The sequence below is a fragment of the Victivallis vadensis genome, from assembly GCF_003096415.1.
Classification (GTDB): domain Bacteria; phylum Verrucomicrobiota; class Lentisphaeria; order Victivallales; family Victivallaceae; genus Victivallis; species Victivallis vadensis.
In genome coordinates this window covers 78,528-102,018 of record NZ_QEKH01000007.1, presented here as the reverse complement: position 1 = coordinate 102,018, position 23,491 = coordinate 78,528, and the positions used below count along the sequence as shown (strand labels likewise).

General features: G+C 60.8%; 18 protein-coding genes. 8 read left to right on the top strand and 10 right to left on the bottom strand.

Annotated features, from left to right (window positions below):
• Positions 1 to 8: 8 nt before the first annotated feature.
• Positions 9 to 1,775, top strand: a complete 1,767-nt coding sequence (locus C8D82_RS05775) for a sialidase family protein (RefSeq protein ID WP_116883329.1) — start codon at positions 9 to 11, stop codon at positions 1,773 to 1,775.
• On the opposite strand, the gene C8D82_RS05770 is transcribed toward C8D82_RS05775, so the two are convergent.
• Both C8D82_RS05770 and C8D82_RS05765 read right to left on the bottom strand, forming a co-directional pair.
• Positions 1,776 to 2,801 carry a GntR family transcriptional regulator gene (locus C8D82_RS05770; protein WP_116883328.1) on the bottom strand — a complete coding sequence of 342 codons (1,026 nt, stop codon included), beginning with the start codon at positions 2,799 to 2,801 and terminating at the stop codon, positions 1,776 to 1,778.
• Positions 2,794 to 3,840, bottom strand: coding sequence for a GntR family transcriptional regulator (locus C8D82_RS05765; protein WP_116883327.1), 1,047 nt, complete (start codon positions 3,838 to 3,840; stop codon positions 2,794 to 2,796). Before C8D82_RS05765 ends, C8D82_RS05770 begins: the two co-directional genes overlap by 8 nt.
• Between C8D82_RS05765 and C8D82_RS20610 the strand changes: the two genes are divergently transcribed.
• A complete protein-coding gene (locus C8D82_RS20610; protein WP_133245079.1) occupies positions 3,823 to 4,080 on the top strand; it encodes a hypothetical protein in 258 nt (85 codons plus the stop codon). The genes C8D82_RS05765 and C8D82_RS20610 overlap by 18 nt on opposite strands.
• A gap of 459 nt (positions 4,081 to 4,539) precedes the next feature.
• Here the strand turns inward: C8D82_RS20610 and C8D82_RS05760 are convergent, their stop codons facing one another.
• The 4 genes from C8D82_RS05760 to C8D82_RS05745 are packed head-to-tail and all read right to left on the bottom strand — an operon-like array spanning position 4,540 to position 9,418.
• A complete protein-coding gene (locus C8D82_RS05760; RefSeq protein ID WP_116883326.1) occupies positions 4,540 to 6,012 on the bottom strand; it encodes a hypothetical protein in 1,473 nt (490 codons plus the stop codon).
• Between the two features lie 3 nt (positions 6,013 to 6,015).
• Entirely contained in the window at positions 6,016 to 7,566 is a 1,551-nt protein-coding gene (locus tag C8D82_RS05755) for a hypothetical protein (protein ID WP_116883325.1), read from the bottom strand.
• A gap of 23 nt (positions 7,567 to 7,589) precedes the next feature.
• Positions 7,590 to 8,336, bottom strand: coding sequence for a type II secretion system protein (locus C8D82_RS21080; RefSeq protein ID WP_165832856.1), 747 nt, complete (start codon positions 8,334 to 8,336; stop codon positions 7,590 to 7,592).
• 14 nt (positions 8,337 to 8,350) lie between these two features.
• Positions 8,351 to 9,418, bottom strand: a complete 1,068-nt coding sequence (locus C8D82_RS05745; protein ID WP_116883324.1) for a substrate-binding domain-containing protein — start codon at positions 9,416 to 9,418, stop codon at positions 8,351 to 8,353.
• Between the two features lie 260 nt (positions 9,419 to 9,678).
• Here C8D82_RS05745 and C8D82_RS05740 point away from each other — a divergent pair, with 260 nt between their 5' ends.
• Both C8D82_RS05740 and C8D82_RS05735 read left to right on the top strand, forming a co-directional pair.
• Complete coding sequence (locus C8D82_RS05740; RefSeq protein ID WP_116883323.1) at positions 9,679 to 11,154, top strand: mechanosensitive ion channel; 1,476 nt, start codon at positions 9,679 to 9,681, stop codon at positions 11,152 to 11,154.
• Positions 11,155 to 11,390: 236 nt separating this feature from the next.
• Positions 11,391 to 12,182, top strand: coding sequence for a sugar phosphate isomerase/epimerase family protein (locus tag C8D82_RS05735; RefSeq protein ID WP_116883322.1), 792 nt, complete (start codon positions 11,391 to 11,393; stop codon positions 12,180 to 12,182).
• A 77-nt stretch (positions 12,183 to 12,259) separates the two neighbouring features.
• Here the strand turns inward: C8D82_RS05735 and C8D82_RS20605 are convergent, their stop codons facing one another.
• On the bottom strand, positions 12,260 to 13,117 hold the full coding sequence (locus C8D82_RS20605; RefSeq protein WP_165832855.1) for a helix-turn-helix domain-containing protein: 858 nt from the start codon (positions 13,115 to 13,117) through the stop codon (positions 12,260 to 12,262).
• A 103-nt stretch (positions 13,118 to 13,220) separates the two neighbouring features.
• Here C8D82_RS20605 and C8D82_RS05720 point away from each other — a divergent pair, with 103 nt between their 5' ends.
• Genes C8D82_RS05720 through C8D82_RS05710 form a run of 3 tightly spaced genes read left to right on the top strand, consistent with a single transcriptional unit; the run spans position 13,221 to position 17,833 of the window.
• Positions 13,221 to 14,507: an FAD-dependent oxidoreductase gene (locus C8D82_RS05720; protein WP_165832854.1), complete on the top strand. Its 1,287-nt coding sequence runs from the start codon at positions 13,221 to 13,223 to the stop codon at positions 14,505 to 14,507.
• Positions 14,504 to 15,343 (top strand): DUF1559 family PulG-like putative transporter, encoded by an 840-nt coding sequence (locus C8D82_RS05715; protein WP_116883319.1) that lies wholly within the window; start codon positions 14,504 to 14,506, stop codon positions 15,341 to 15,343. The genes C8D82_RS05720 and C8D82_RS05715 overlap by 4 nt, the downstream gene beginning before the upstream one ends.
• 18 nt (positions 15,344 to 15,361) lie before the next feature.
• Positions 15,362 to 17,833, top strand: a complete 2,472-nt coding sequence (locus C8D82_RS05710; protein ID WP_116883318.1) for a LamG-like jellyroll fold domain-containing protein — start codon at positions 15,362 to 15,364, stop codon at positions 17,831 to 17,833.
• A 16-nt stretch (positions 17,834 to 17,849) separates the two neighbouring features.
• On the opposite strand, the gene C8D82_RS05705 is transcribed toward C8D82_RS05710, so the two are convergent.
• The 3 genes from C8D82_RS05705 to C8D82_RS05695 are packed head-to-tail and all read right to left on the bottom strand — an operon-like array spanning position 17,850 to position 23,118.
• Positions 17,850 to 19,226 (bottom strand): MFS transporter, encoded by a 1,377-nt coding sequence (locus tag C8D82_RS05705; protein WP_116883317.1) that lies wholly within the window; start codon positions 19,224 to 19,226, stop codon positions 17,850 to 17,852.
• A gap of 19 nt (positions 19,227 to 19,245) precedes the next feature.
• Complete coding sequence (locus C8D82_RS21075) at positions 19,246 to 19,953, bottom strand: type II secretion system protein (RefSeq protein WP_147835301.1); 708 nt, start codon at positions 19,951 to 19,953, stop codon at positions 19,246 to 19,248.
• A gap of 39 nt (positions 19,954 to 19,992) precedes the next feature.
• Positions 19,993 to 23,118, bottom strand: coding sequence for a heparinase II/III domain-containing protein (locus C8D82_RS05695; RefSeq protein ID WP_116883316.1), 3,126 nt, complete (start codon positions 23,116 to 23,118; stop codon positions 19,993 to 19,995).
• 155 nt (positions 23,119 to 23,273) lie between these two features.
• On the opposite strand from C8D82_RS05695, the gene C8D82_RS21070 reads away from it, so the two are divergent.
• A complete protein-coding gene (locus C8D82_RS21070) occupies positions 23,274 to 23,438 on the top strand; it encodes a hypothetical protein (protein WP_165832853.1) in 165 nt (54 codons plus the stop codon).
• Positions 23,439 to 23,491 lie beyond the last annotated feature (53 nt).

The following is a 23,491-nucleotide window of genomic DNA, read 5'->3' as shown; positions in this document are numbered from 1 at the left end:
AGAATTTTATGACACGCTCTGATTGGAGGCTGCTGGACAACGGCAGCCGGATTCCCGCTGAAAACTATGCCGACCAGCCCTATGTGGTCAGAACCGGCGACGGTGCGTGGCTGTGCTGTGTAACCACCGGCTCCGGTAATGAAGGGGCGCAGGGGCAGCATGTGTGCACCTGCCGCAGCACCGATCTCGGCCGCACCTGGTCCGAACCGATTTTCGTGGAGGAGCCGGGTGATGTGGAGAACTCCTATGCGGTGATGCTTAAGGCCCCGTCGGGCCGGGTGTTCATTTTCTACAACCGCAACACCGACAATGTCCGCGAGGTTGAGAAGCATGACCGGAGTGGCACATTCACCCGGGTTGACTGTCTGGGCAGCTTCGTATTCAAATACAGCGACGACTGCGGCCGCAGCTGGAGCCGGGAACGGTATGAGATTCCGTTCCGACTGTTCGACTGCGACCGGAACAATGTCTACGGGGGGCGGATCCGCTTCTTCTGGAATGTCGGCCGGGCTTTCGCGTTCGACGGCGCGGCGTGGGTTTCGCTGATCCGGGTCGGGGAGATGGGGGAGGGGTTTTACCAGCGTTCCGAGGGATCGCTGTTGAAAAGTCCCGATCTGTTCGATGTGGAAAACCCCGGCGAGGCCCATTGGATCACCCTGCCGGACGGCGGGACCGGATTGCGGACTCCTCCCGGCGGCGGGCCAATCGCTGAGGAACAGTGCTTCGTGCCGCTCGACGATGGCTCTCTCTATGTGACCTGCCGCACCATCGACGGCTATCCGGTCGAAGCGTACAGCCGGGATGGAGGGCGCAGCTGGCCGGAACTGCGCTATATGCGCCGGGCAAGCGGCCGCGCCGTAAAACATCCACGCGCCGCTAATTTCGTCTGGAAATGTTCGGAAGGACGCTATTTGTACTGGTTCCACAATCACGGTGGCCCGTTCATCCGCCGTCGGCCGCAGGCCGCTTACGAGGACCGCAACCCGTCGTGGCTGCTGGCCGGCATTGAAATGGATTCGCCGGAGGGCAGGGTGATCCGCTGGGGGGAGCCGGAACTTCTGCTTTACCACGATGACCCAATGGTCCGGTTCAGTTATCCTGATCTGATCGAGCAGCAGGGGCGTTACTTTGTGACGGAAACCGAAAAAAATCTGGCCCGTGTCCATGAAATTCCGGCGGATTTCCTTGAAACGATGTGGGCGAGAGTACGCGGCGAATCCGTGACTCCTGATGCCGGAATCCTGTTCGAGGCTCCCGGCGGGAGCCGGTGCGGCGCGCCGCCGGAGCTGCCGGAGTTTTACCGCCGCGATTATACGCAGCCTAACCACGGCGGGATGCTGACCTCCGACGGCTGTGCTTTTGAAGTCGAGCTGGCCGGAACGGTTCCGGGGAGTTTGCTGGAGGGGCGGGACGACGACGGGCGCGGCATTGCTCTAGAGCTTGATCCGGAGTTGCGTATCATATTGACGCTGGACAATGGCAATGAAGAGTGCCGGATGCGGAGCGAACGGATCTCGGAGCTTGCTTCGGGTGACATTCTCACCGTGAATGTGGACGGCGGGCCGGGAATTGTCAGCTTCGTGCGCAACGGGGTCTTTCTCGACGGCGGCGAAGAGCTGCAGTTCGGCTGGCGGCGGTTCAACCCGCGTCTGATCCGGCGGTTCAGTCCCGCACCGTGGCAGGTCGGACAACAAGTGAGGCAATTGCGCGTTTTCGACCGGGCGTTGATGACGGCCGAATGCCGCTGCCGGGAGTATCCGGCGGCGCAGTTGTAACTATTGTTCCCGGCAGGTCCGGCCGGGGATCAGCCGGGCCTTTACCGGCGTGTAGCAGAACGGACGGCCCTCCATCCGGGCCTGAAGTTCCTGGCTGATCTGGCCGGCGACTTCGGCCGGATCGATTTCGAGCCGGGTCAGCGGAAGCGGGAAGAACGGCTCCACGCCCCGGTTCACATGGGTGACCAGCCCGAGCGTCTCCGGAATCCGGCGTCCGGCGTCGAATGCGGCCTGAACCGCCGGCACGTACAGCGAATCCTCCAGTACGATCAATGCGTCGCACTCCGGGCGGGCGGCGAGGTGGCGCCGGACGAGCCGGTAAGCCTCCGCCGAACCGGACAGCGGATCGGCGGCGCAGAGGGTGACTTCCGTCTCCGCCGGAATCCGCGCGTGTTCCAGATCCGGCATCCGGCCGGGGAAAAGGGCGAGTGGATGCCGGAATCCGTGCTTTGCCAGATAGTGTCCGGCCTGTTCGAGCAGGTCGGCCGCATCGAGGCGAAAGAGGCAGCTTGAGAGCGGCAGCGGGCAATTGCGCAGCAGGGCCTGCCGGATGTTTTCGGGGATGCAGAATTCGATCGCCGCGTCGAGCTGGCCGTACTCCCGACGGAACGGTTCAAGTTCCTGCTCCGGCGTTTCCGAGTCGCGGACCGGAAACAGCCGGTAATTCCAGCCGGAATCGTCGGCGCGTTCGATCAGCAGCCGGAGCAGCGTGCCGAAAAACAACTGGTCGGGACGGGTGAAGATCCTCCGCCCGAATATGATCCCGACGCTTTTCTGTGCGAGGCCGCGGCGGATGAAGCTGCCTCGCCCGGGGGCGCGCTCCAACAGCCCCTGCCGGGTCAGGAGCCGCATGCTCTGCTGGATGGTTTCGCGGTTTACGCCGAACTGCCGGGCCAGTTCGGCGGTGGAGGGAAGCCGGTCGTTTTCCTTCAGACTGCCGTCGCTGATCTTCCGCTCGAAGTACGCGGCGATCTGGCGGTAGACCGGAGCCTGCCGGGTCGGTTTGAACTGCAGGGGGTTATTCATGTGCTTCTCCGCAGGTTCGGCCGGGAATCAGGCGGGGGCGGAGCGTGGGGCGCAGTTCGGGTTCTCCCCGCAGCAGCGCCTGCAGCTGGTTCCAGACCTGAAGGGCGACGTCGGCCGGATCGATTTCGAGCCGGGTCAGCGGCAGCGGGAAAAAGGGTTCCAGCCCCTTGTTGACATGGGTAATCAGCTTCAGTTCGCTGCCGATGTGCCGGCCTGACTGACAGGCGGCGGTCACCGTCTGGCGGAACATCGCATCTTCGGTGATGAAAAGCCCGTCGCAGCCGGGATGGGCCGGAAAGAATGCAGCGGCGGTGCGATAGACCTGTTCCCGGTCCGCATCATGGGGATCGACCGGCACGAAGTGGGCCCGCAAATGCGGATAACGGCCCGGATCGAGCTGCCGGATGCCCTGCCGCCACTCCGGTGCGGAGGAGTGCAGCACCAGCACTTCACGGCAGGCGTGACGGTCGAGATAGGCCAGCCCCGGCTCCAGCAGAGAGGGAACGTCCAGCTCGAACGGGATTTTCGGAGCAGGCACGCTGCAGGCCTGCCATAAATACTGCTCGATGAGCCGGTTGGCGCAGAGTCCGAGGACGATGCGGATCTCTCCGGCGCTGACCGCCTGCTTGAGGTCGTGGAAGCCCTTGTCGTACTCGGCGGCTTCGCCGGAGGCGAACAGGCGGCTGCTCCAGCCGCTTTGCCGGATCAGGCCGGTCAACTCCTCCAGCAATACCGCATGGAACAGCCGGTCGGGGCGGTAGAAGATTTCGCGTCCGAAAACGATGCCGACACAGCGCCCGGCAAGGCCGTGGCGGATAAAGGTGCCGCGCCCCGGAATCCGTTCGAGCAGGCCGCGCCCGGCCAGTTCCTTCATGGCGGCCTGCAGCGTTTCGAGATTGACTCCGAAGCTCCGGGCCAGTTCGGCGGTGGAGGGAAGCCGGTCGTTTTCTCGGAGCCGCCCCTCCCGGATTTCCTGCTCGAAATGATCGGCGATCCGTCGTGGAAGCGTCCGGGAGCGTTGATGTATCGGATGCTGCATGCTTCAACTACTTTCTGCGCAAGTTGTCATGCTTCAATCTATCATGATTATGCCCCGCTGTCAAAGGATTTCGGCAAGAAATTCTTTTTTTCAAGGCAGATGGCGGCAAGGTGGCGCTGCCGGGTGCGCGCTCTACACCCTTCGGGAGCGCGCGGCGGCTGGCTCATGCAGGTGAAGGTTGGTCTCCATAACCGTTTTTCTTGCACAAGTAAGCGCGGCAAGCGCCGCGAGCGAATGTGAGGGAATTATTTTGCAGCAGCAAAATAACGAGGAACATCGTGACGAAGCCGAACGCAGTGAGCGAAGCCCCCCCTGGCGTAGCCCGCAACGCGGGCGTTGAAGGGGTTGACGGGCGCAGCCCGGCAAGTAAGCGGCGAAGCCGCGCCCGCGAGCGGAAGTGCTTCGCAACCGGACCGGCCTCTGCCACCGGCGAGGGGGGCCGGGGGACGTGCGCGACGTCCCCCGGAGCCATCCGCAAATCGAAGGTCCCTTGCTCACTACCCTCCGGGCACCTTACCTGTTCTTGCGCTCAGGCAAAGCAGTCCCTCCGGACGCCATGCCTGTTATTGCGGCAATGACGAGTCAACCATAAAACTCACGTGTGACTTGAAAACGGAGAGAGATGAATCTCCGCACTCCAAAGACGCTTTGCGTCGGAGGAGCAAGCGCTTCGCATCACGTACGATCCCGAAAGCGGGATCACTTCAATTCGAGGAGCGTGTAGAATGCCGGGCGGCGCAGACTTTTCTCATTCAGGAACTTATCGCTGTAACGATTGCTTTCTTCTTCCGCCAGCGGAACTTCCAGTGTGACGCCGTCCGGGAGTGTTTGTACGGCAAGATCGCGCCTTTCGCCGAACACGCCGATGCGAACCGCAGAGTTCACCTGTTCGGTTTTCAGACCGGGAAAGGTCAGTTTCAGAACTTCAAGCCCTTCCTTCTCCTGATTTTCGCGGGTTTTCGCGTCGAAGTTGACCGCAACCAGAATTTTGTTGCCGAAACGGAAGCCGCTGATGCGGTCGCCTTTGTTGGCGAAGTCGAGCTTCGGGATGCTGACGATGCGGTCGTAGGCGGCAAGTTCTTCAGAACCAAAAATATCGGCCAGCGTCTCCAACGCCTTGCCGTGGGGTGTCAGGGTGGTTCCGGCGAGGAGGCACTTGCCGTAACCGTAGGCTTTCGGATCGTCGGGACTGCCGAAAGCGAAGAAAAAGAGCTTGTAACGGTCGATATTCTTCCAATTGTGGGTCAGGCCCCGGTAGAGCACATTCGGATAAATCTGCGCGACCGCGTAATAATTGCGGTGGAAGACGATTTCAGTCTGCCATACGCCGATGCCGGGATTGCCGTTTTCGGCGGCTTTGCGCCGCAGATAGTCCATACACCACTCGGGAAAGTAGTGTATGTCGATCACGTCGAGGGAATTCCACGCCTTCGCTTTGGTCAGGTCCCGCGCCAGTGCGTCGACGGCGCCGCAGCAGGGGTAGCCGCCGTAGACGACCTTGCCGCCCAGATCGCGGATTGCTTCGGCGGCGGGGAGGTGGATGTTTTTCAGATATTCCAGCATTTCGCCGTCGTAGAAGCCGCTTTTCGGATGGGCTTCGTTCCAGATCTGGAAGTATTCGAGACGGTACGGCTCGGCCCGCAGATCGGAGACCACGCGGCGGATGAACGCCTGCCACTTCGCGATATTTTCGGGGGCGAGCGGGATGCGCGGGTTGCGGACCGTTTTGTCGATCGGATTGCCCGCTTTGTCGGTCCTGGGAACCCAGCCGCCGTTCTTTTCCTTTTTGAATTCCCGCAGCCGGTATTCGTTGCCGCCGAGCTTGTTGTAAACCTTGCGGCTGTCGCCGCAGGTGAATACGTACTCGCCGTCCCGCGACGCCCAGCCGGGAGCATAGCCGAGCATCGGCAGCATTTTGACGCCCCGGTCGAGATTTTTCCTTATGCTGGAATAAACCTTTTTGAGATAGGCTTCATTGTATTGGCCTTCAACGGGTTCGGCGGCGTTCCACGCGATGTCGATGCGGTTCCAGCCGGCAAGGGTGTCCCAGTAAGGCAGCTTCAGGCTGCCGTCTCCTCCCTGGCAGACGCCGGAGAAGTCGCGGAAGGTCACGGCCGGGGCGAGCAGCGTGCTGCCGAATAGAAACGCGAACAGGAAAAAACGGTGAAGCATGGATTATTCTCCCCTGAGTGTGATTACGGTGTAGAACACCTCAGGCAGGAAGTTTTCCGGCATATCGGTGTAACGGAATTCCTTGCGGTCGGGTTCGCGGACCGGGACGTTCACCGCGCTGCCGTTCCCATCCTTTTCCAGACGGTCGGTCAGGTCGATGCGAGTGCCGTACATGCTGACCCGTTCGATTTTGGCGACGCGGGCCGGATCGAGTTCGGGGTACTTCAGGCGCAGCAGCGGGTTTTCGTAGTCGATGTGGATGGTGTCGAGATCGCCGTTCCAGTCCACGAAGATTTTGGCGTTGTTGTTGGGCAGCATGTGGACGGCGGAGACGATCCGGTTGCCTACCCGGAAGTTCTCAAGGCTGCTCAGCCGCTCATCCAGTTCCGGCTTCAGCGCCGGAACGCTGCGGACCGGTCCGTAGAGTTCGAGCGGCGCCCCGCCGAGGACTCCGGCAAGGGTTTCGAGGCTGCGGCCGCTGTAATTCAGCTCCCTGCCGAGCAGCAGGCCGCGCCTGTAGCCGTAGGCCTTCGGATCATTCGGCGTGCCGTAGGCGAAATAGAAGAGCTTGTACTTGTCGCCCCGGTCCCAGCCGTTTTCGAGCGCCCAGTGGAGAACGCGCGGGTAAAGGTTGCCGATGAAGTTCGCTCCGGCGGTGAAACCGAGTTCGGTCTGCCAGATGCCTTTGTCCTCGTACCCGCGTTCTTTGAGCGCCCGGGCCAGGTACTCCATTCCGGCGAGCGGGAAGTAGTGCAGGTCGAACACGTCGATCGAATCCCATGCGTTATGGCGGTCGAGGTATGCGACGAATTCGCTGATCGATTCGCCGCAGATCCAGCCGCCGTAGACGACCTTGCCGCCGAGTTCATGGATGATCTTCGCGGCGGGCAGGTGGACGTTCTTCATATAGGTGTCCATGTCGCCGTACCAGAAGGAGCTCATCGGATGGGCTTCGTTCCAGACCTGAAAGTATTCAACGCCGTACGGTTCGGCTTTCAGCGCGGTGACGGTTTTGCGCACGAACTGTTCCCAGTCGGCAATCTGATCGTCCGGCACGAACCGCTGGCTCATCCGTCTGGCGCTCACTTTGCGCTTTTCGATCAGGATTCGCTCCGGTCTGCCGTTGACCGTCTCCTTGTTGTAACCGGCCACGTCGAAATCGCCGTCGGGACGGCGGTTCACGGTGTAGACGCGCCCGCCCAGTTCGAACTCCTGTTCCGGGATGCCGTCGGCGGTCCAGCCGTTCCCGTAGTCGAGGATCGGCAGGAACTTCACGCCTTTGGCTTTCGCCGCCAGAATCCGCTGGCAGTATTTTTCGAGGTAGGCGTTGTTCCACTTGCCGCGCTGCGGCTGGAAGCTCTGCCATGAGAAGTCGAAGCGGTCCCAGCCGAGGGCGGTTCCCCACAGCGGCGCGGAGTTGACCGAACCGTGGCAGACGCCGGAAAAGTTCACGAAGGTGCGGTCCGCCGGAACCGGCTGAAGCGTATCGGTCGAGGCGCAGGCGCCGAGCAGCAGCGCCGCCCCCGCGGCAAAGGGAGTCAGGAGTTTATGCATGGTTTTCCTCTTGTTGAAAAAGATTACTTGCGATTGTAGCAGCCCATATAATGGGCTTCCCAGTGGTTGGAATTCGTCGAGGTCATTTTCATCATTTTAGCCTGGGAGATCGTCAGTGTTTCCGCATGGCCGTCCTGATAGAGAATGTTTCCGGCGTGTCCGTTATGCGCCCACTGCCAGCCTCCGGTGACTTCATTGGTTCTGGCGTTGTATTCGCGAAGACAGCCGTCCGCAATATAGGAGTAGCCGGGCTTTTGTTTCTTAAGGAAAATATAGATCGTTCTTCCCGGATAACCAAGGTTGACCGATTGCGTGGTCTGGGGATCGTAGGGCGCACCCTCTTTCGGAAGCAGGTAGTTGGAGGTGATGCCGTCGCTGCCGGTGTTGTCGTCGTACTTGTTGGACTGCTTGCTCTCCCACATTTTCGTCTGGTTTTCATAGCGGTTTTTCCGTTCGGTCGGACAGTAGAATGCCTTGGGGGCGGCGAGGTAGCCGATTTTATGCAGAAAACCCAGCCCGGCCGGCCAGCCGCCGGCATTGTTCCGGTACATCAGCGTGGAATCCCGGACCCAGATGATCGCTCCCTTGTCGTCGGCCGCGTAAGTAGCCGTCGCGATGCCTATCTGTTTTAAATTGCTCAGGCACGAAGCGGTGCGCGCCCGGTCGCGCGCCTTGTTCAGGGCCGGCAGCAGCATCGAAGCGAGGACCGCTATGATTGCTATTACAACCAGCAATTCAATCAATGTGAAGTTGGCGGCTCGGTTTCTCATTGCAATGCTCCTTCTTATTTGATGGCGGCAAAGGCCGCGGTTGAGTTTCGGACTGTCAGTTGCGGCTTGACCAGCTTGCGTTCATAGTCGAGCTGGGAGGCGGCCGCAAGGTTGCTCTTGAGAATACGGATCGTCTGCCGGACCATTTCGGAGATGTCGGTGCCGAGCGCGGTCAGGGCGGGGGTGAAATAGTCGAGCCGCCACGACTGGCCGATCGCGACCACGCTGAGCTCCTGCGGAATCCTGAGCCCGGTTTCAAAGCAGGCGCGGTAGACGCCGCTGGCCGAATCTTCGCACAGCGTGAAAAGCCCGGTGAAGTCCGGACGCCCGGCGGCGAACCGTTCGCGGAGGACACGGTACACTTTTTCCGGGCTGAAATCGCCGCTGCGGATGTCGCAGTCGATCACCTCGCAGCCGACGCCGTGCAGTTCGCAGAACTGGCGGAATCCCTTGATGCGCGAGAAGATACTCTCCGACTTCGGCTGCGAGACCGCCACCGCCAGCGAGCGGTGTCCAAGCTCAATCAGGTGGTGGGCGGCTTTGGCTCCGGCGTATTCGTTGTCGAGGCCGACGCAGTTCACGGCGATTCCGGCGAGGTCACGCGCGAAGATCACGTAGGGGAGGCGGTACTGGTTCATCCGCCGGATATTTTCGGCGGTCAGCTTCTGCGAATCGGCGACCAGCACCAGCGCGTCGATCTTGGTCTGCGGCAGGCTCTCCGGGGCGCCGACGCGCCAGTCGTAGCGCAGGACTTCGAGCTGATAGCCGAGTTCGGAAGCTAGGTCGAAGAAGTGGTGTTCGATGAATGTGTACCAGTCCGACTGCCAGTGCGGCATCGCCAGACAGACCACCGGCGGCGCGTCCTGCCGGTATTTGAGCACTTCGTCGGTGATCTCCATCTCCTTGCCGGTGTTCGGCTTGAGCAGTCCCTCGTCGATCAGCCTGCGGGTGGCGGCGGTCACCGTGGCCTGGCTGACGGAATAATCATTCATGATCGTGCGGAACGAATAGAAGGCGGAACCCGGCTCGCAGCCGATGATCCGGTTCTTCAACTCTCCGTAAAGCCGGTCCGATTTGGTCATTCTGTTTTCCTGAGCTTGTAGTAACGGGTGATTTCTGTATTTACTATAATTATACCATATCGATACAGTAAAGTCAATAGGAGAAGTCAAAAAATCGGAATAATTTGTGATGAAAATCTTCGAAGCGGCATAAGCATTATTATAAATTTTTCGTTTTATGATGCCATTGCTTTTACTGATTGGTTGAAAAATATCTTTTATGGGTTATATTAATTACCAGTTCACTACTAAACATCATAACAACAGAGGAGGAAAAGTATATGCAGGATTTTTTCAAGCAGATCTGGCAGGTTATTGTCGACAGTAATCTGTTGAATGTCGTCGGAGCCGTTCTGATCCTTCTGATCGGCTGGCTGATCGCTCTTTACGCTTCCCGCAGGATTTCCGGTTCATTACAGAAGCTGACCGTCCGGAAAGATATTCTGCCGGATGGGGCGGAAGTGCCGCGGATCAGTCACGCCGACACCCTTACCGGCAAAATCATCTATTACGTCATTATGATTTTTGCGGTGCTGGGATGCTTTTCCGTGCTGAACCTGAATGCGGCGGCCGCACCGCTTCAGGATTTCATTTCCACAGTCGCGCAGTATGCGCCCAATATCGTCGGCGCCCTGCTGCTCGCCGCCGTCGCCTGGATTGTGGCGGGAATCGTCCGCTCCGTTACGAAAGTGACATTGCTGAAAAGCAAGCTCAACGAACGTCTTGCCGCGCAGATCGGCGTCGAAAGACCGGAGGCGGTGGCCGAATATGCCGCAGGAACGGCCTATTGCACGGTTTTTCTCTTTTTCCTTCCGGCCATCCTGAATGCGCTGAAGATTTATGGGATCACCCAGCCGCTTCAGGCGATGTTTGAAAAGGTGCTGACCTATATCCCGAATCTGCTTGCCGCGGTTGCGATTCTCGTTGTCGGGCTTTTTGTCGCCAACCTGATCCGGAGGGCGGTTTCCGGGCTGATCGTGATCAGCCGCCTGAATGCGTTCGGGGAAAAACTCGGCGTTTCCAAGCTGTTCGGCAACGGCGGGCTGGCTTCGATGGTGAGCATCGTCGCGTATGTTCTCGTGGCGATTCCGGTGGTGATTTCCGCATTGACTGCGCTGAAAGTCGAGGCGCTGTCCAGCTCCGTATCCGGTTTTTTCGACAAGCTGCTGAATGCGACCGGCGATATCATCGGCGCGTCGCTGATTGTCTTCTGTGCGGTTCTGGCGGGGGGCTTCGTTTCCGGACTGCTGGCGCGGCTGGTTGCCGATTTCGGTTTCGACCGGCTGATTGCCGGAATGGGATTCCGCCGGGAAGGTGATGAAAACTCCGTTGCGCCTTCCGCGGTGGTTGGAAAACTTGCATTTCTCTGCATTGTGGTCCTGGCGGTGCTTGCCGCCTGCGAAATCCTCGGTTTTGAACAACTGGCCAACCTGATCCGGACTCTGGCGGCATTCGGCGGCAACGTGCTGTTGAGCATCGCGGTCCTGCTGATCGGTGTCTGGCTGGCGAACTTTGCGGCCGATTCGCTGAAAGGGAAATGCGGCGCCGTGATCGTCGCCGCCGTCCGCGTGGGCGTGATTGTCTTTACGGTTGCCCTGGCCATCGGCAATATGGATATCGGCGGGACCATTGTGGAGATTGCTTTCGCGCTGATTCTCGGCGCGGTCTGCGTTGCCGCGGCCATTGCGTTCGGCATCGGCGGCCGTGAGGTTGCCGCCCGGCTGCTTGGCGACTGGGCGGAAAAACTGAAAAAGTAATTCCCGGTTCAAACGGATGGCATTCTCCGGCGTTTTTTCTGAAACCGCCGGAGAATATTTTTTTGTTCCGGACTCTCCGCATTCCGGGCCGGTATTGGAAAAGCACCCCGGTTCAGACGGATTTTTCCGGAGTTTTGAACAATAATTCCATGCGACGCCTTGAAAAATGGAGATGGAGAAGTATCTTTCCGATGGAATTGGGAAGATAAGTACCGGAACATGAAGGAAGTTTTTTGATGCAGGATCAACACCGCTGGGGTATTTCCACGCTGGGGTGTCCGGAGCTGTCGCTGCCGGAGGCCGCCGCGCTGGCGGAACGCTTCGGGTTCCGGCTGCTGGAGCTGCGCGCGCTCTCCGGCAATTGCAAACTTGCCTCTAACCTGAAACTGCCGGAAAATGCCGGAGAGTTCCGGCGGCTGGCCGGGGAGGGGCGGATCACGCTGCTGGGCAGCGGCTTCGGACTCTCCGATCCGGAGGCGGATTTCTGCGAACTGGAGGAGCTTTCGGAGATCGCCGACGCGGCGGGCATTGCGCATATCCGGATTTTCGGCGGGATGCCGTTCGAGCATCCGGTGGACGATGCGGCGGTCGCCGCCGCCCGGCGGAACCTGAAACGCTATCGGGCGCTGGGACGCCGCTGCCGTCTGGCGCTGGAAACTCACGACGGCTACTCTTCGGCGGCGAAGTGCACCGAACTCTTCCGGCGGCTGGGCGAACCGCTGCCGGTGGTCTGGGATGTGCATCACACGGTCAACATCGGCGGAGAACCGTTCCGGGAGAGCTTCGGGCTCCTGAAAGAGAACGTGATCGAAGTCCATTTGAAGGACAGCCGCGTGGAGAGCGGCAGGCGGCTGGCCTGTCTGCCCGCCGAAGGGGATTTCCCGGCGGCGGATTTCCTCGCTTTCCTGGCGGAACATTCGCCCGCGACTCCGGTGATTTTTGAGTACGAAAAGCTCTGGGAGCCTCACCTGCCGCCGCTTGAAACGGCGCTGGAAGCCTTCCGGAAAAACTGGATGCGGCCGGCATAGGCGGGCCTTGCGGATGTTGCTTTCCGGTGAACGGCAGGTGTGGAGCTGGCGTGTGACCCTGCTGGCGGAAGAGGAGGTCAGGAACGGTCGTGGCGGTGATTCCGACGGTAGCGGCCGGGCGGTTCTCCGAAATACTCGTTGAAACGCCTGCTGAAATAGTGAACGTTGGCATAACCGGTGGCATCCGCGATTTCGGCGAGCGTCCGTTCGCCGGAGAGCAGCAGCCGCCGGGCCCGGTTCATCCGGACCTCGTCCAATAACTCGGAGAAGGATTGGCCCGTCAGTTCGGTGATCAGGTGCCGGGTCCTGGAATTTGAAATGAAAAGCTCGCGGGCGACATCGTCCAGCGTGATCCGTTCATGGGCGTGGTTGGCGATGTAGCGGCGAATCCGGGCCAGCCGGTTGTCCTCGGAAAGTTCAGTGGTTTCCAGCTCTTTCAACAGGCCGGTTCCGAAAGTATGGAGCAGCTCCGCCAATCCCGCCAGAATTTCGGGATCGGGTTCCGGCAGCGTCCGGTAGACGGCTTCGAAGGTCTCCGGCAGGTGGGAACGGCGCGGCTCCGAACCCTTGAATACCCCGGCGAATATGGTGATCTGGTGCACCTTCTGGTATTGGATCGGCACGACCAGCTCGCACAGCCCGGTCCAGCACTCCTTCAGGAACGGTTCCCGCCGCTTGGCGGCATGGAGTTCCGTTTCCCGGAAACAATCGTTCACGCAGCGGCTGTTCCAGCCCGGATTGTTCCGCCGTCCCCACCGGCAGCACTCCAGCGGGTGCAGGTGCCGCCCGAACAGCGGCGAGCCCGGTTCCGCCAGGCCGATTTTGCCGTACAGGTCGTGAATGGTGATGCCCACGCCGAATTTCGCTTCGATGGCCAGCAGGGCGGTTTCGTGCCGGGAACGGGAAGCAGACCTTTTTAACTCCGAAAAAATCATTTTTTCCTCCATGATAGCCGGATTGTATAAAAATACAGCCTTTTCGGAGATTGTCAAAAATTTTTTTTCCGGTATAATATCATATATGAAAAAAAGGAAAATCATGGATACCATTGAACTTGAACCCAAACATATCCCCGTCGCCGGAAGCGCCGACGTGGTCGTCGCCGGAGGCGGCCCGGCCGGAGTGTGCGCCGCAATCGCCGCCGCCGAAGCGGGAGCCGATACTTTGCTGATCGAGGAGGCCGGCTGTCTCGGCGGAGTGTGGACTTCCGGGGCGTTGGCGTGGATTCTCGATGCGGAAGACAAGCCGTCCGGAACGCTGCTGGCCCGGATCGTCAGGACGTTGCGGCGGCGCGGCGAACTTGAATTCGCCGGTGACGGCACTCCCGCCTTCAATATTGAAGCGATGAAGGCGTTGCTCGACGAGTTCTGCATGGAAGCGGGGGTGAAAATCCGCTGCTATACCCGCGTCACCTCGGCGCGCCGTTCTGCGGACGGAGCGATCGCCTGTCTGGTTACGGAATCCAAATCCGGCTGTGAGGCGTGGCGCGGCCGGGTATTTATCGATTGCACCGGCGACGGGGATCTCGGCGCCGCCGCCGGAAACCCGTTTGAACTTGGCGATCCGCAGGAACACCGGACGCAGCCGATGTCGCTGCTCGCACTGCTGACCGGCCTCGATGCGGCGCAGATGAGGCCGTACCTGATCCGGCGAGGCAACTGGGACGAGGCGGCGGACCGTTTCGCCGCACTGCTCTGCGAGGGGGATTACCGGCCGAGCTACCGGGGAGTCGCGCTGTTCCATCTGGGAAACGGACTTTTCATGCTGATGGCCAACCACCAGTATGGCTATTCCGGCATCAGTGCCGCCGACCTGACCGCCGCCTCGATCGCAGCGCGCCGGGAGATCGGGCGGCAGGTCCGAATTCTGAAAACGCGCGGCCCGGCCTGGGAAAATGTCCGGCTGGTGGCGACCGGGGCGCGGATCGGCGTCCGGGAAGGGCGCCGGCTGGCGGGCCGGTACTGCGTGACGCTGGACGATGTGATGAACGGGCGGCGGCATCCCGACGGCATCTGCCGGGTCCGGTTTGCGATTGATGTTCATGCGCTGTATCCGGATGGCGGCTGCAAACTGGAAGATGCGCCGCCGAAGGCTGAGTTTTACGAGATTCCGCTGCGCGCCCTGATCGCCGGGGAAGTGCCGAACCTGCTGATGGCGGGCCGCTGCATCAGTGGAGATTTTTTCGCGCACGCCAGCTACCGCGTGACCGGCAACGCCGCCGTGACCGGAGAGGCCGCCGGAGTGCTGGCCGCGCTCGCCGCCCGCAATCGTGTATTCCCGGGAAACGTTGATTATAAAGAAGTGATTCAGGAGATGAAAAAATGAATTTGTCCAGTTGCCGTTTCTTCCTTGACGAACTGTTCGCCAGACTTGCCGGACGAACTTGCAACGGCCCGTCCTTCCCCGCTCCCGCCGGGCTGCGCCTCTCGTCTTTCCCGAAAAAATGCTGTTTCACCCTTATTGAGCTGCTCATCGTCGTTGCGATCATCGCGATTCTGGCGAGCATGCTGCTCCCGGCGCTGAATCAGGCGCGGGAACAGGCGCGCAAGATCAAGTGCGTCGGGAACCTGAGACAGCTCGGTACCGCGATGACCATGTATGTGGGGGACAATCGGGAGTACTACCCGTATTTATGGCATCAGGCCGACAGCGATAAGACATGGGTCACGCTGTTGCTCGGCTACGCCGGGGCGCAGTGGGGGAATGCCGGTTCGCTGAGCATTTTCCGGTGCCCCTCCGATACGGCGGACCGCGACTACGGCAACGCCGCCTTCGCGGGACTGAAGCCGCGCAGTTATGCGATGAATTCCGGAGCGGACACGACCGGAAAAGACAACAGCCTGCAACTCGGCATCGGCTGGAGCAAGTTCGGCAAATCCCTGAAAAGTTCGATGGTGCCGCGTCCTTCGGAGCTGATCGCGCTCGGCGAAGTGAAAGTGCCGGCCGACCGGTTGCTGTTCTGCGGCAACAACCGGGTCATCAACCTGTACGCGACGGTTGCCTCCACGCCGGTCTCGCTGCAGATGCCGGAATATCACAACGGCAACAATAATTACCTGTTCGCGGACGGACGGGCGGTCACGCTCGACTATATCCGAACCATCGGCAAAGGCTCCGCCACGCTGCCGAAAGGTTTCTGGACCCGCGACGCCAACGACTGACAGGGGGAATCCATCGGAATGAAAATCGGCAGATTCTGTTTTTTGCTGTTCCCGCTGCTGCTTGCGGCAGCTGAAGAAAAAATGACCGTGGCCACCTATATGGGGTGGTATGTGCCTTATCACAGCGGCGCGGGGACGGTCACGCCGCGCGATTTTTCGGTGCTGCCGCTGCGGATGACCGGCAGGACATACGACGGCATCCCGGAACTGGCGGTCGCCGCCCACCGCGCCGAACTGGAATTGCTGCAGAAGCACGGCTGGAACACGGTCGGCGTGGACGGATTGTTCTACAACCACGCCGCGCTCGGCAACCCTGCCGCCGGACACCGGATCGACCGGCAGCTCCAACTGATGCGGTACATGACGGTCGCGGCTTCGGAGATTCCGGAGTGCCGGATCAGGATGATTCCGTTCCTTGAATTCATCGCCGCATACCGGCAGATGGGGCACGAAAAGGCGGTCGCGTTCTTCTGTGACAATATCGACCTGATGATGAAGGAGTTCGGGAACTCCCCATTCTGGCGGCGAATCGGAGGGCGGCCGGTGATCCTGCTCTACTCCACACATGAGTTCCCGGTGGAGTTCTGGCGCGAGGCGATCGCCCGGACGCAGGCGGCGGGACACGATATTTTCTGGATCATGGAGCTGGGCGGGCTGAGGCCCGCCTTGACCGGCGATTTCGACCTCGAAAAATACCGGCCGTACCTCGAGCTTTTCGACGGCGTCTTCAACTTCGGCTGCTCCGGGCTTGAAGAAGCGGCCACATTCCCGGGTAAGATGCAACGCCTCGGAGCGGGGTTGAAAGCCGCCGGATATGTCGGCGCGACGCTGTGGCCCGGTTATCTGAGCGACCGGCCCTACAACCGCAATTTCATCGATCATGACGGCACCGCTTTCCTGCGGAACGTATGGAGCCGCACCCGGGAGGCGTCTCCCGCTTTCCTGCACTGGGTCGCCAACGACTACAAGGAGGCGACCACGCTGCTGCCCTCCTTCGGCACTCTGACTTCGCGGCTGGAAATCGCGGAGCGATTTTTGACCGGTTTCAACGGACACCGGATCGCTCCGGCGCGGGAGGGCGAGGTGCAGTGTGTGCTTTCCTACCGCAAGGCGCTCTGTTCCGGCGAATTTCTGACGCTGGAATTCCTGCCGCTTCCGGCTTCCGGCATGGCCGGGCGCGCCGATGTGACGATCCGCCTGGCCGGGGAGCGCGGCGAAACGCTTGCCGAACGGACGCTTCCGGAGGTCGACCTGACGAAGCTGGAGGCGGTCCGCTGGGACGATGCGCTCCGGGCGGATCGGAGCAGGAGCCGGGTGATCCGGGTTTCCGTCTCCGTCTCCGCCGGGAAAGAGCGCCGCGACTATCCGAATCTGCCCGATGTGGCGGTGACGCCGCCGGTCGACCGGCATGACCAGCTTTACTACTCGATTCCTCTGCACCGGCTGGCCGGGCTGGAGCGGAGCGTGGAGCTTTCGGTGAACGGCAGGAATGTCAACGCCGCCTGGCACGACGGCCTGCGACGTCTGAACTGGACCGTAAAAGGAGCGGACCCGGCGACGGTCCGGTTCGCGGTCGCGGGCAACGGTCATCCGCTGCGGCGGATGACGCTGCCGGGGGAGGGGGGCGGCGACGATGTGCTTCCGGGACAGAACTCCGTGGATATGAAGCTTTTCAAGCAGAAACCGGATTACGGTTATCTCGACTGGAAACTGCCGGATTCCGTCGGTCGCGAGATTTACTATCAGGTGTTGGCGCAGTTCCCGGACGGCAGTTACGCTTATTCGCCGACGATCTGGAGCCGTCCGTTTTTCGGGCGGGACGAACTGTGCGCCCAGTGGATTTTCGCGCCCTCCGGCACGGAGCGCCCGTGGAAGATTGCCGATGCAACCGGAAATTTCGATATCGTTTCCGATCCCGGCTTCAAACGCTGGCCGTTCATTTCGCTCAAGCGCCGCGAAAGCCGGGCGTTGAAGTTCAACGGTGACCTGATCCTGCGGCCGCCGGCGGAAGCGGTTCCATATGGGCCGCTGACGCTGGAGGCGTTGTTTCGCTGCGACAGTCCGCCGGACGGCAATCGGCAATACATCGCGTTTCAGCACGGGGCGCAGGCAAATCTGCTGGTCAACGGGGATGGAACGGTTTCCGCGCAGCGGATGCGAAAGCACCGGCGCTGGCCGGATTCCAATGTGACCGTGACCTCGAAAACACGGTTGACGCCGGGGCGGTTCCATCATGCGGCGGTCACCTATGACGGCCGGGAACTGCGGCTGTACCTCGACGGCAGACTGGAGGCCTCCGCCCCGTGCGACGGCACCCGTTCCAACGAAGGCTTCTTCATCGGCGGCGTGCCGGAACGCCTGCACGATTTCGCCGGAGCGGGAAGCGGCCGCTTCCGTGGAACGTTGCTGCGGCTCTCCATCGCCGGGCGGGCGTTGACCGAAAGCGAAGTCGCCCGGATGGCCGGGCGGGCGCGGCTGATCGGCCTGTGAAACTCGAAAGCGGGCGTCAGGCGGCAATGTCGGGAGCTTTGTAGTTGGCGTCGCCGCCCAGTTTGAGAAATTCCCGGTAGACCTTGAGCAGGATCAGTACGCCGAAGATCGAAAAGATTCCTCCGGCGAACAGCGTGTAATGGTACTGGTGGCCGATCAGGTCGAGGATTTTCCCGATCACCGGCGTGACGATGACCCAGCTCAAAGACTGCAGAATCCACATCGCCGAATTGAACTGCGCGAACAGCATGCGCGGAAACAGGCGCGGCCCGAAAGAGGCGGTCAGGGTTCCGAAACAGCCGGCCAGCACCCCGTGCAGGATGAAAACGATCGCGAAAGAGAGCTGGTCCGTGATGAAAAAGCATCCGGTGAAGGCTACGACGCCGTACAGCGCGGTGGACAGAATCCCCATGCGTATCGGATGGAAACGGTCGGCGAGCACTCCGAGAAAGTAACTCAGCACAAAGGAGATGATATAGGTGTAGGCGAAATATTTCCCCAGGCTGTCCATGCTGACGTGCAGGCTTTTCGCATGGAAGATACTGTACGCGTTGAAGGGAATATTGGCGAGTCCCGCCACGGGAATCGCGAAAAGCACCCACCGGTAGTACGGCAGGGCGAAGCACTCCCGGAAGTAATCGCGGAAGATGAAGAGGATATTCCGGGGCGTGCAGGGCAGCGCGCGCTCCGCCGGCGGATACTCCCCCTCCTTGACCTTGAACAAAAGCAAAGTAAAGCCGAACGCATACAGCAGCGCAAGCCCCAGAAAAATCCACATGGAATGGCTCTCCGCGCGGCCGAGAAGAAAATAGTTGAAGATCACCCCCGCGGCCAGGCTGATCCCGCGGAAAAGCCCGAAGAAACGCCCGAGCAGGGAGGTCGGCACCACATCATTGACCAGTGCCGTGAAAATGGAGCTGGCCAGCGTATTCCCGAAGTCAAACATGATCCAGAACACTCCGAATACGATCAGCGAGGCCGTGTGGCGGGAGAGGGTGTCCGCTCCCGCGGCGTTGTGCAGCATTTCGCCGAGGAGAGGCGTGAAGGCCAGTCCCAGCATGCCGGTCACGATGAAAGGCACGGTGAACGCCAGAAACGGAATCCGGCGGCCGAAGCGCCCGCGGTGCCGGTCCGAAAAGTAACTGACCAGCGGCCCGAGAACGGCATTGGTGAAGTTCGGAAACGACAGGATCAGCAGCCCGAACATGAAGTCGGAAACGCCGAACGATTTCACCATCAGCGTGGCCACGCTGGTCACGGCCCGGTCTTTCATGGACCACGCGAAATCTCCCCACAGCAGCCAGAAGAACAATATTCCGATCCCGGCGGAGGTGTAGGTCAGCGTTCCCGCCGTCCAGCGTCCGGCACCCGGGGTGTGCGATTGCTTTGTCATGGTTCCGCCTGCTCCGGGGTTACGGGGCCGGAACCGTGATCCGGTCGCCGAGGTTGCGCCACACCGCCATGATCCGGGAGTAACCGGTGCCGGACTGGGCGGGCATCACCAGGTCCCGCACCCGCCCCTGCGCCTGCACCGCCTCCGCGTGGCCGTCCAGAAAAGCGATGTTCCCGGTCGCTCCGTGGGCGAGGTGGAAGTTGGCGTAATTGACGTTGTTCTCGTGCAGCCGGTAGTGCGGAGTGAGCATCCCGACGTCGAGTTTCGCCCCGTCCAGCACCAGAAACATGTTCGAGGCCTTGCCGTCCCTGACCGCCTGCTTGGTGTTGTAGGCGCTTCCTCCGTTCGGTGTGATGAAATATCGCGCCGCATAGGTGAAAAAGTGGTTGTTTTTGATCATTGACGGAGATTGCTTGCCTTTGGGACAGAACAGCGGCCCCCAGGTGATGTAATTGCCGTCCCGCAGTTTCAGCCCCCATGCGTAGGTCTGGCTGCTGAAGAAATACGAATCGAAGTCACTCATATACAAGTTGATGCCCAGGGCGCACTGTTTCGTGTTGCTGAGGCACTGGATGCTCATGGATTTCTCCCGCGCCTTGTTCAGCGTCGGCAGCAGCATACTCGCCAGAATCGCGATAATCGCGACGACAACGAGCAGCTCAATGAGGGTGAAACGGTGTTTTTGGCGATGGAACGGGAGGATGAGTTTTGTTACCGGAATTTCCATGATCGGCTCCTTTTCTATTGATAAATCTCTCTTGTCTGGTTACTTGTTACTGATGACGGTGTCGCCGGCAAGCAGGCCCCGGTTGGCGGCGCCGTCGTATCCCACGGTCAGGGAAAAGCGGTCGGGAATCCCCGGCTGTGCGAATGGCTCATCCGCGCAGAGGACGGTTGAGCCGGATTTCACGGTCAGCAGGCCCTGTTTGTCCGGTGAAGCGTCTTTCCAGCGGAGGTCGAAATTCTGCGGTTTCAGGAATCGTGAAGCCGACTGGAACCGGATCACTTTGTCGCCGAGCCTGATTTCGCCGTCGGTATTGTTGTTGAGGCGGAGTTCCAGCAGGGGTGAATTTCCGGCATTGAGGCGCAGGACTGCTCCCTGATTCTGGACGCCCGCCGTGCCGAGCGAGGTCCGGATGGAGCCGGAAGGAAGCGGCCCGAAGGGATAAACGGCTTCCGGCGTTCCCTGCTTGCCGTTGTTCCAGAGCTGCAGCAGCGGGGCGGAGGGGTGGATCGGCCGGGCGAACGGGTTGATCCGGCTCCGGACGGAAAACGCCTCGTCACTGTCGGCTCCCCGGTTGACCCGCCACCCCTGCTTTTTCAGAAATTCCACCGAGGCGAAGGCCGGGGAGGTTTTTGCCACTTTGGAGAACTCCAGTCTGGTGTTGACCGGCGGCGTGCCGTCTTTCAGGTGATCCTTGCTGACGAATGAGGGCCAGGCGATATCGATTTCGGGAGTGCCGGGGAACGTGTATTCCTTTCCGAGCATGTACACCCGGGTGGACTTGCCGTCGGCCCGGAAAACCGGGGAGTTGGCCAGAATCAGCCGGCTGACCGTGCCGTGCGGTTCGACGCGGACCACTTTGACGCCGTAGCCGCTGCCGTCGCTCAGCTCCGGGTAAATCCACCGGCCGTCCAGCCCGGCGAGTTTTTCGGGGGGAGCGTTGACGAGCAGCTCATTGCCCGAGATCTGCTCGGCGGCGGGCTGCCGTCCGGGAGGAAGCCCGACGACGCCCAGCCGGTCGGCGGGCTTGCCCGCCGCGAGGAAGCCGTCGCCCTTCACCCAGGCGCCGCCCCGGGTGTAGACCCATTGGACCTCGCCGGAGGAAGTCCGTCGCACGACCGCCAGCGGGCCGGAGAAATGCATCGTTCCGACGGTGCGCACCGCGGTGTCGTCGCTGCTGTAAATGAGGTCCGTCCCCATCTTCCCTGTGACGGTGACCGCGATCGCGCCGCCGTCCTGAAACCAGTCGACGGAGGTTACCGCCGCCGGTTCGCCTTTGCGGATCACTTCATAGAGCGCGCCGAATACGGTCAGCTCGTCCCGGGAAACAGGCCGGGTGCGGGTCAGGTGGTCGCCGCGCAGCTTGCCGAACGGAATCGCCCTGCCGCCGTCCTCCCGGCGGGGATTTTTGAATTTATACAGCCGCAGGTTCGGGATCGTGGCGAAGTAGCTGACGGAGCCGGGGACCGGGTTCAGGAATACATTCAGCCGGTTGCCGCTGTCGTTGCCGCGCCATTCATAGTTCAGCGGGCGGCTGCCGTCGGCGCTTTTGACTTCCCGGAAGAAGTGCAGATAGTTGTTGTAGTCGCTGCCGCGTTTCGGGCCGAGAATCTCTTTCAGCGTGCCGGTTTCGGCTTTCAGCGGCGCATCGGTTGTCCGGGTGCAGGGTTCGTCCTCGGTCTGGCGCAGGTAGCTTTCGTGGACCTCTCCGCCTTTCAGCCGGAAAAGGTCGAGCGTGTAGCAGGCGGCGTCATCGACCGCGATCTGGAGCAGCAGGCGCCTGCGCAGGGCGACTTTGTCCGCCGCGTCTCCGGGGGACGAGGCTTCGAGAAGCCGGAGGTTTCCGGCGCTGCCGCTGCCGTCCTCGTAGGCGAGCAGCCGGGAGCGGGAGGGCTTCTGATCCCGGTTGCGGTATGGCTCTGCCGAACGGTCCCAGGCGAACGCGGTGTTGTGGCTGCGCACCGTGTGATGAAAGTATTTGTCCGTGGAGCCGAAACCGTCGGCGTAGGCGGCGTAACCGGCGTCGGCGAGCCAGTCGGAACCCGCCCCGTAGAGGATCAGCCCCAGATTGTCCATGTGGGCATGGCCGCCGCCGTAGGGCGGCCCGTGCAGGATGGGGGCGAAGGTCAGATGGAGCTGCTGCTGCGCCGCCCCGGAACCGTGGTTCAGCGAAAAGTGGCCGGCGTGGTTGAATTCCAGATTCCGGGTCGGGCCGGTTCCCGGCGCTTCGTCGGCGGAGGGCGGGCAATGGGTGTCCCCCAGCGGAATCAGGCGGTTGTCCGGGAAGCGCAGGCTGTCGTCCGCCCGGGCGGCGAGCTCGTAAAGCGGCCACCGGTCGCGGAAGGAGTAAGTGCCGTCGAGCTTGAGCCCGTAGACCAGATCGCGATAGCCGGGCGGGTCGCGGAACTGCTCGAAATTGAACATCGCCGGGCGGAGGTGGTTCATCACCTGATAGTGGTAGGAGGGGGAGAAATCTTCGTAAATCCCATCCGACAGGAACTGGCCGGGGGAGAGGAAGCGGTCGCAGAAGCCGATCCAGCCGCGCATCAGCTCCGGGGAGTTCAGCACCAGCGCCGTCCCGGTTCCGCGCTGGATGGCGTGCGGCATCATATTGACCAGCTTTCCGGTCTGGGCGAGGCTGCGCAGCAAGGACCACGAGCTTCTGACGTACCACTCCTCCACCGTTTTTCTGGCATCCGCGGGCAGATGCTTCCAGGCGGGCGAGTCGTGCAGCTTGTCATAGGCGTAAACGGAGGGCGAAATCGTGGTGCCGGGGTTGAAAAAGGTCGGGCGGGTTTCAAAAATATCGCGGGTCTGCTCCGCGATCAAATAGAGGATCCACAGCGCGCGCCGGGCGTAATCCTCGTTCTTTTCCTGCAGCGCACGGTAAGCGAGCACATTGGCGGCGTCCTCGTAATCCCCGGCGCGCTCATCGACCGACCTGATTCGGGCGGCGGCGGTTCTCACTTGCTTTTTGAGTTCGTCGAGCGGCAGGGCGATCAGCCGGTCGGCTTCGGCGTTGTATTTGCCGCCGCTTTCCGGTATCTCCTGCAGATTCAGCTGCCATTCGCTCTGGGGGAGCACGGGATGCGTAAGGCCGGTTTCCGCCGCATGGATTGCAAACGCGGTTGCGATCGCCAGCATGACCGGCACGTATGTCTTTGCCATCGGGAGCCCTTTACTGTTTGCTGTTGACGATATTGATTGGGACAAGCCGGGGATTTCTCCGGTATCTGTCAATTAAATAATGCAACTGTACTATTTTAATTATACCAACATTTGCGGCAAATGTCAATGGCAAAATCGGAAAAAATGAAAAAAATATGGAAAATGAAGTGAAAAACGCCCTCTCCGTTTCCGGTATCCGGCCTGCCTCTGCTGAATCAGCTATGGTAGTTTACGGTGCAGATACAGGGAAAAATCCGCTTTATCAGGATGAAAAATGCGGAATAATCGGATGTCGCCATTGCTTTTTCGTATTGTTATGATATAATTATATAAAACAGTTGCATTATAAATATATCCCGGACAACACTGGAAC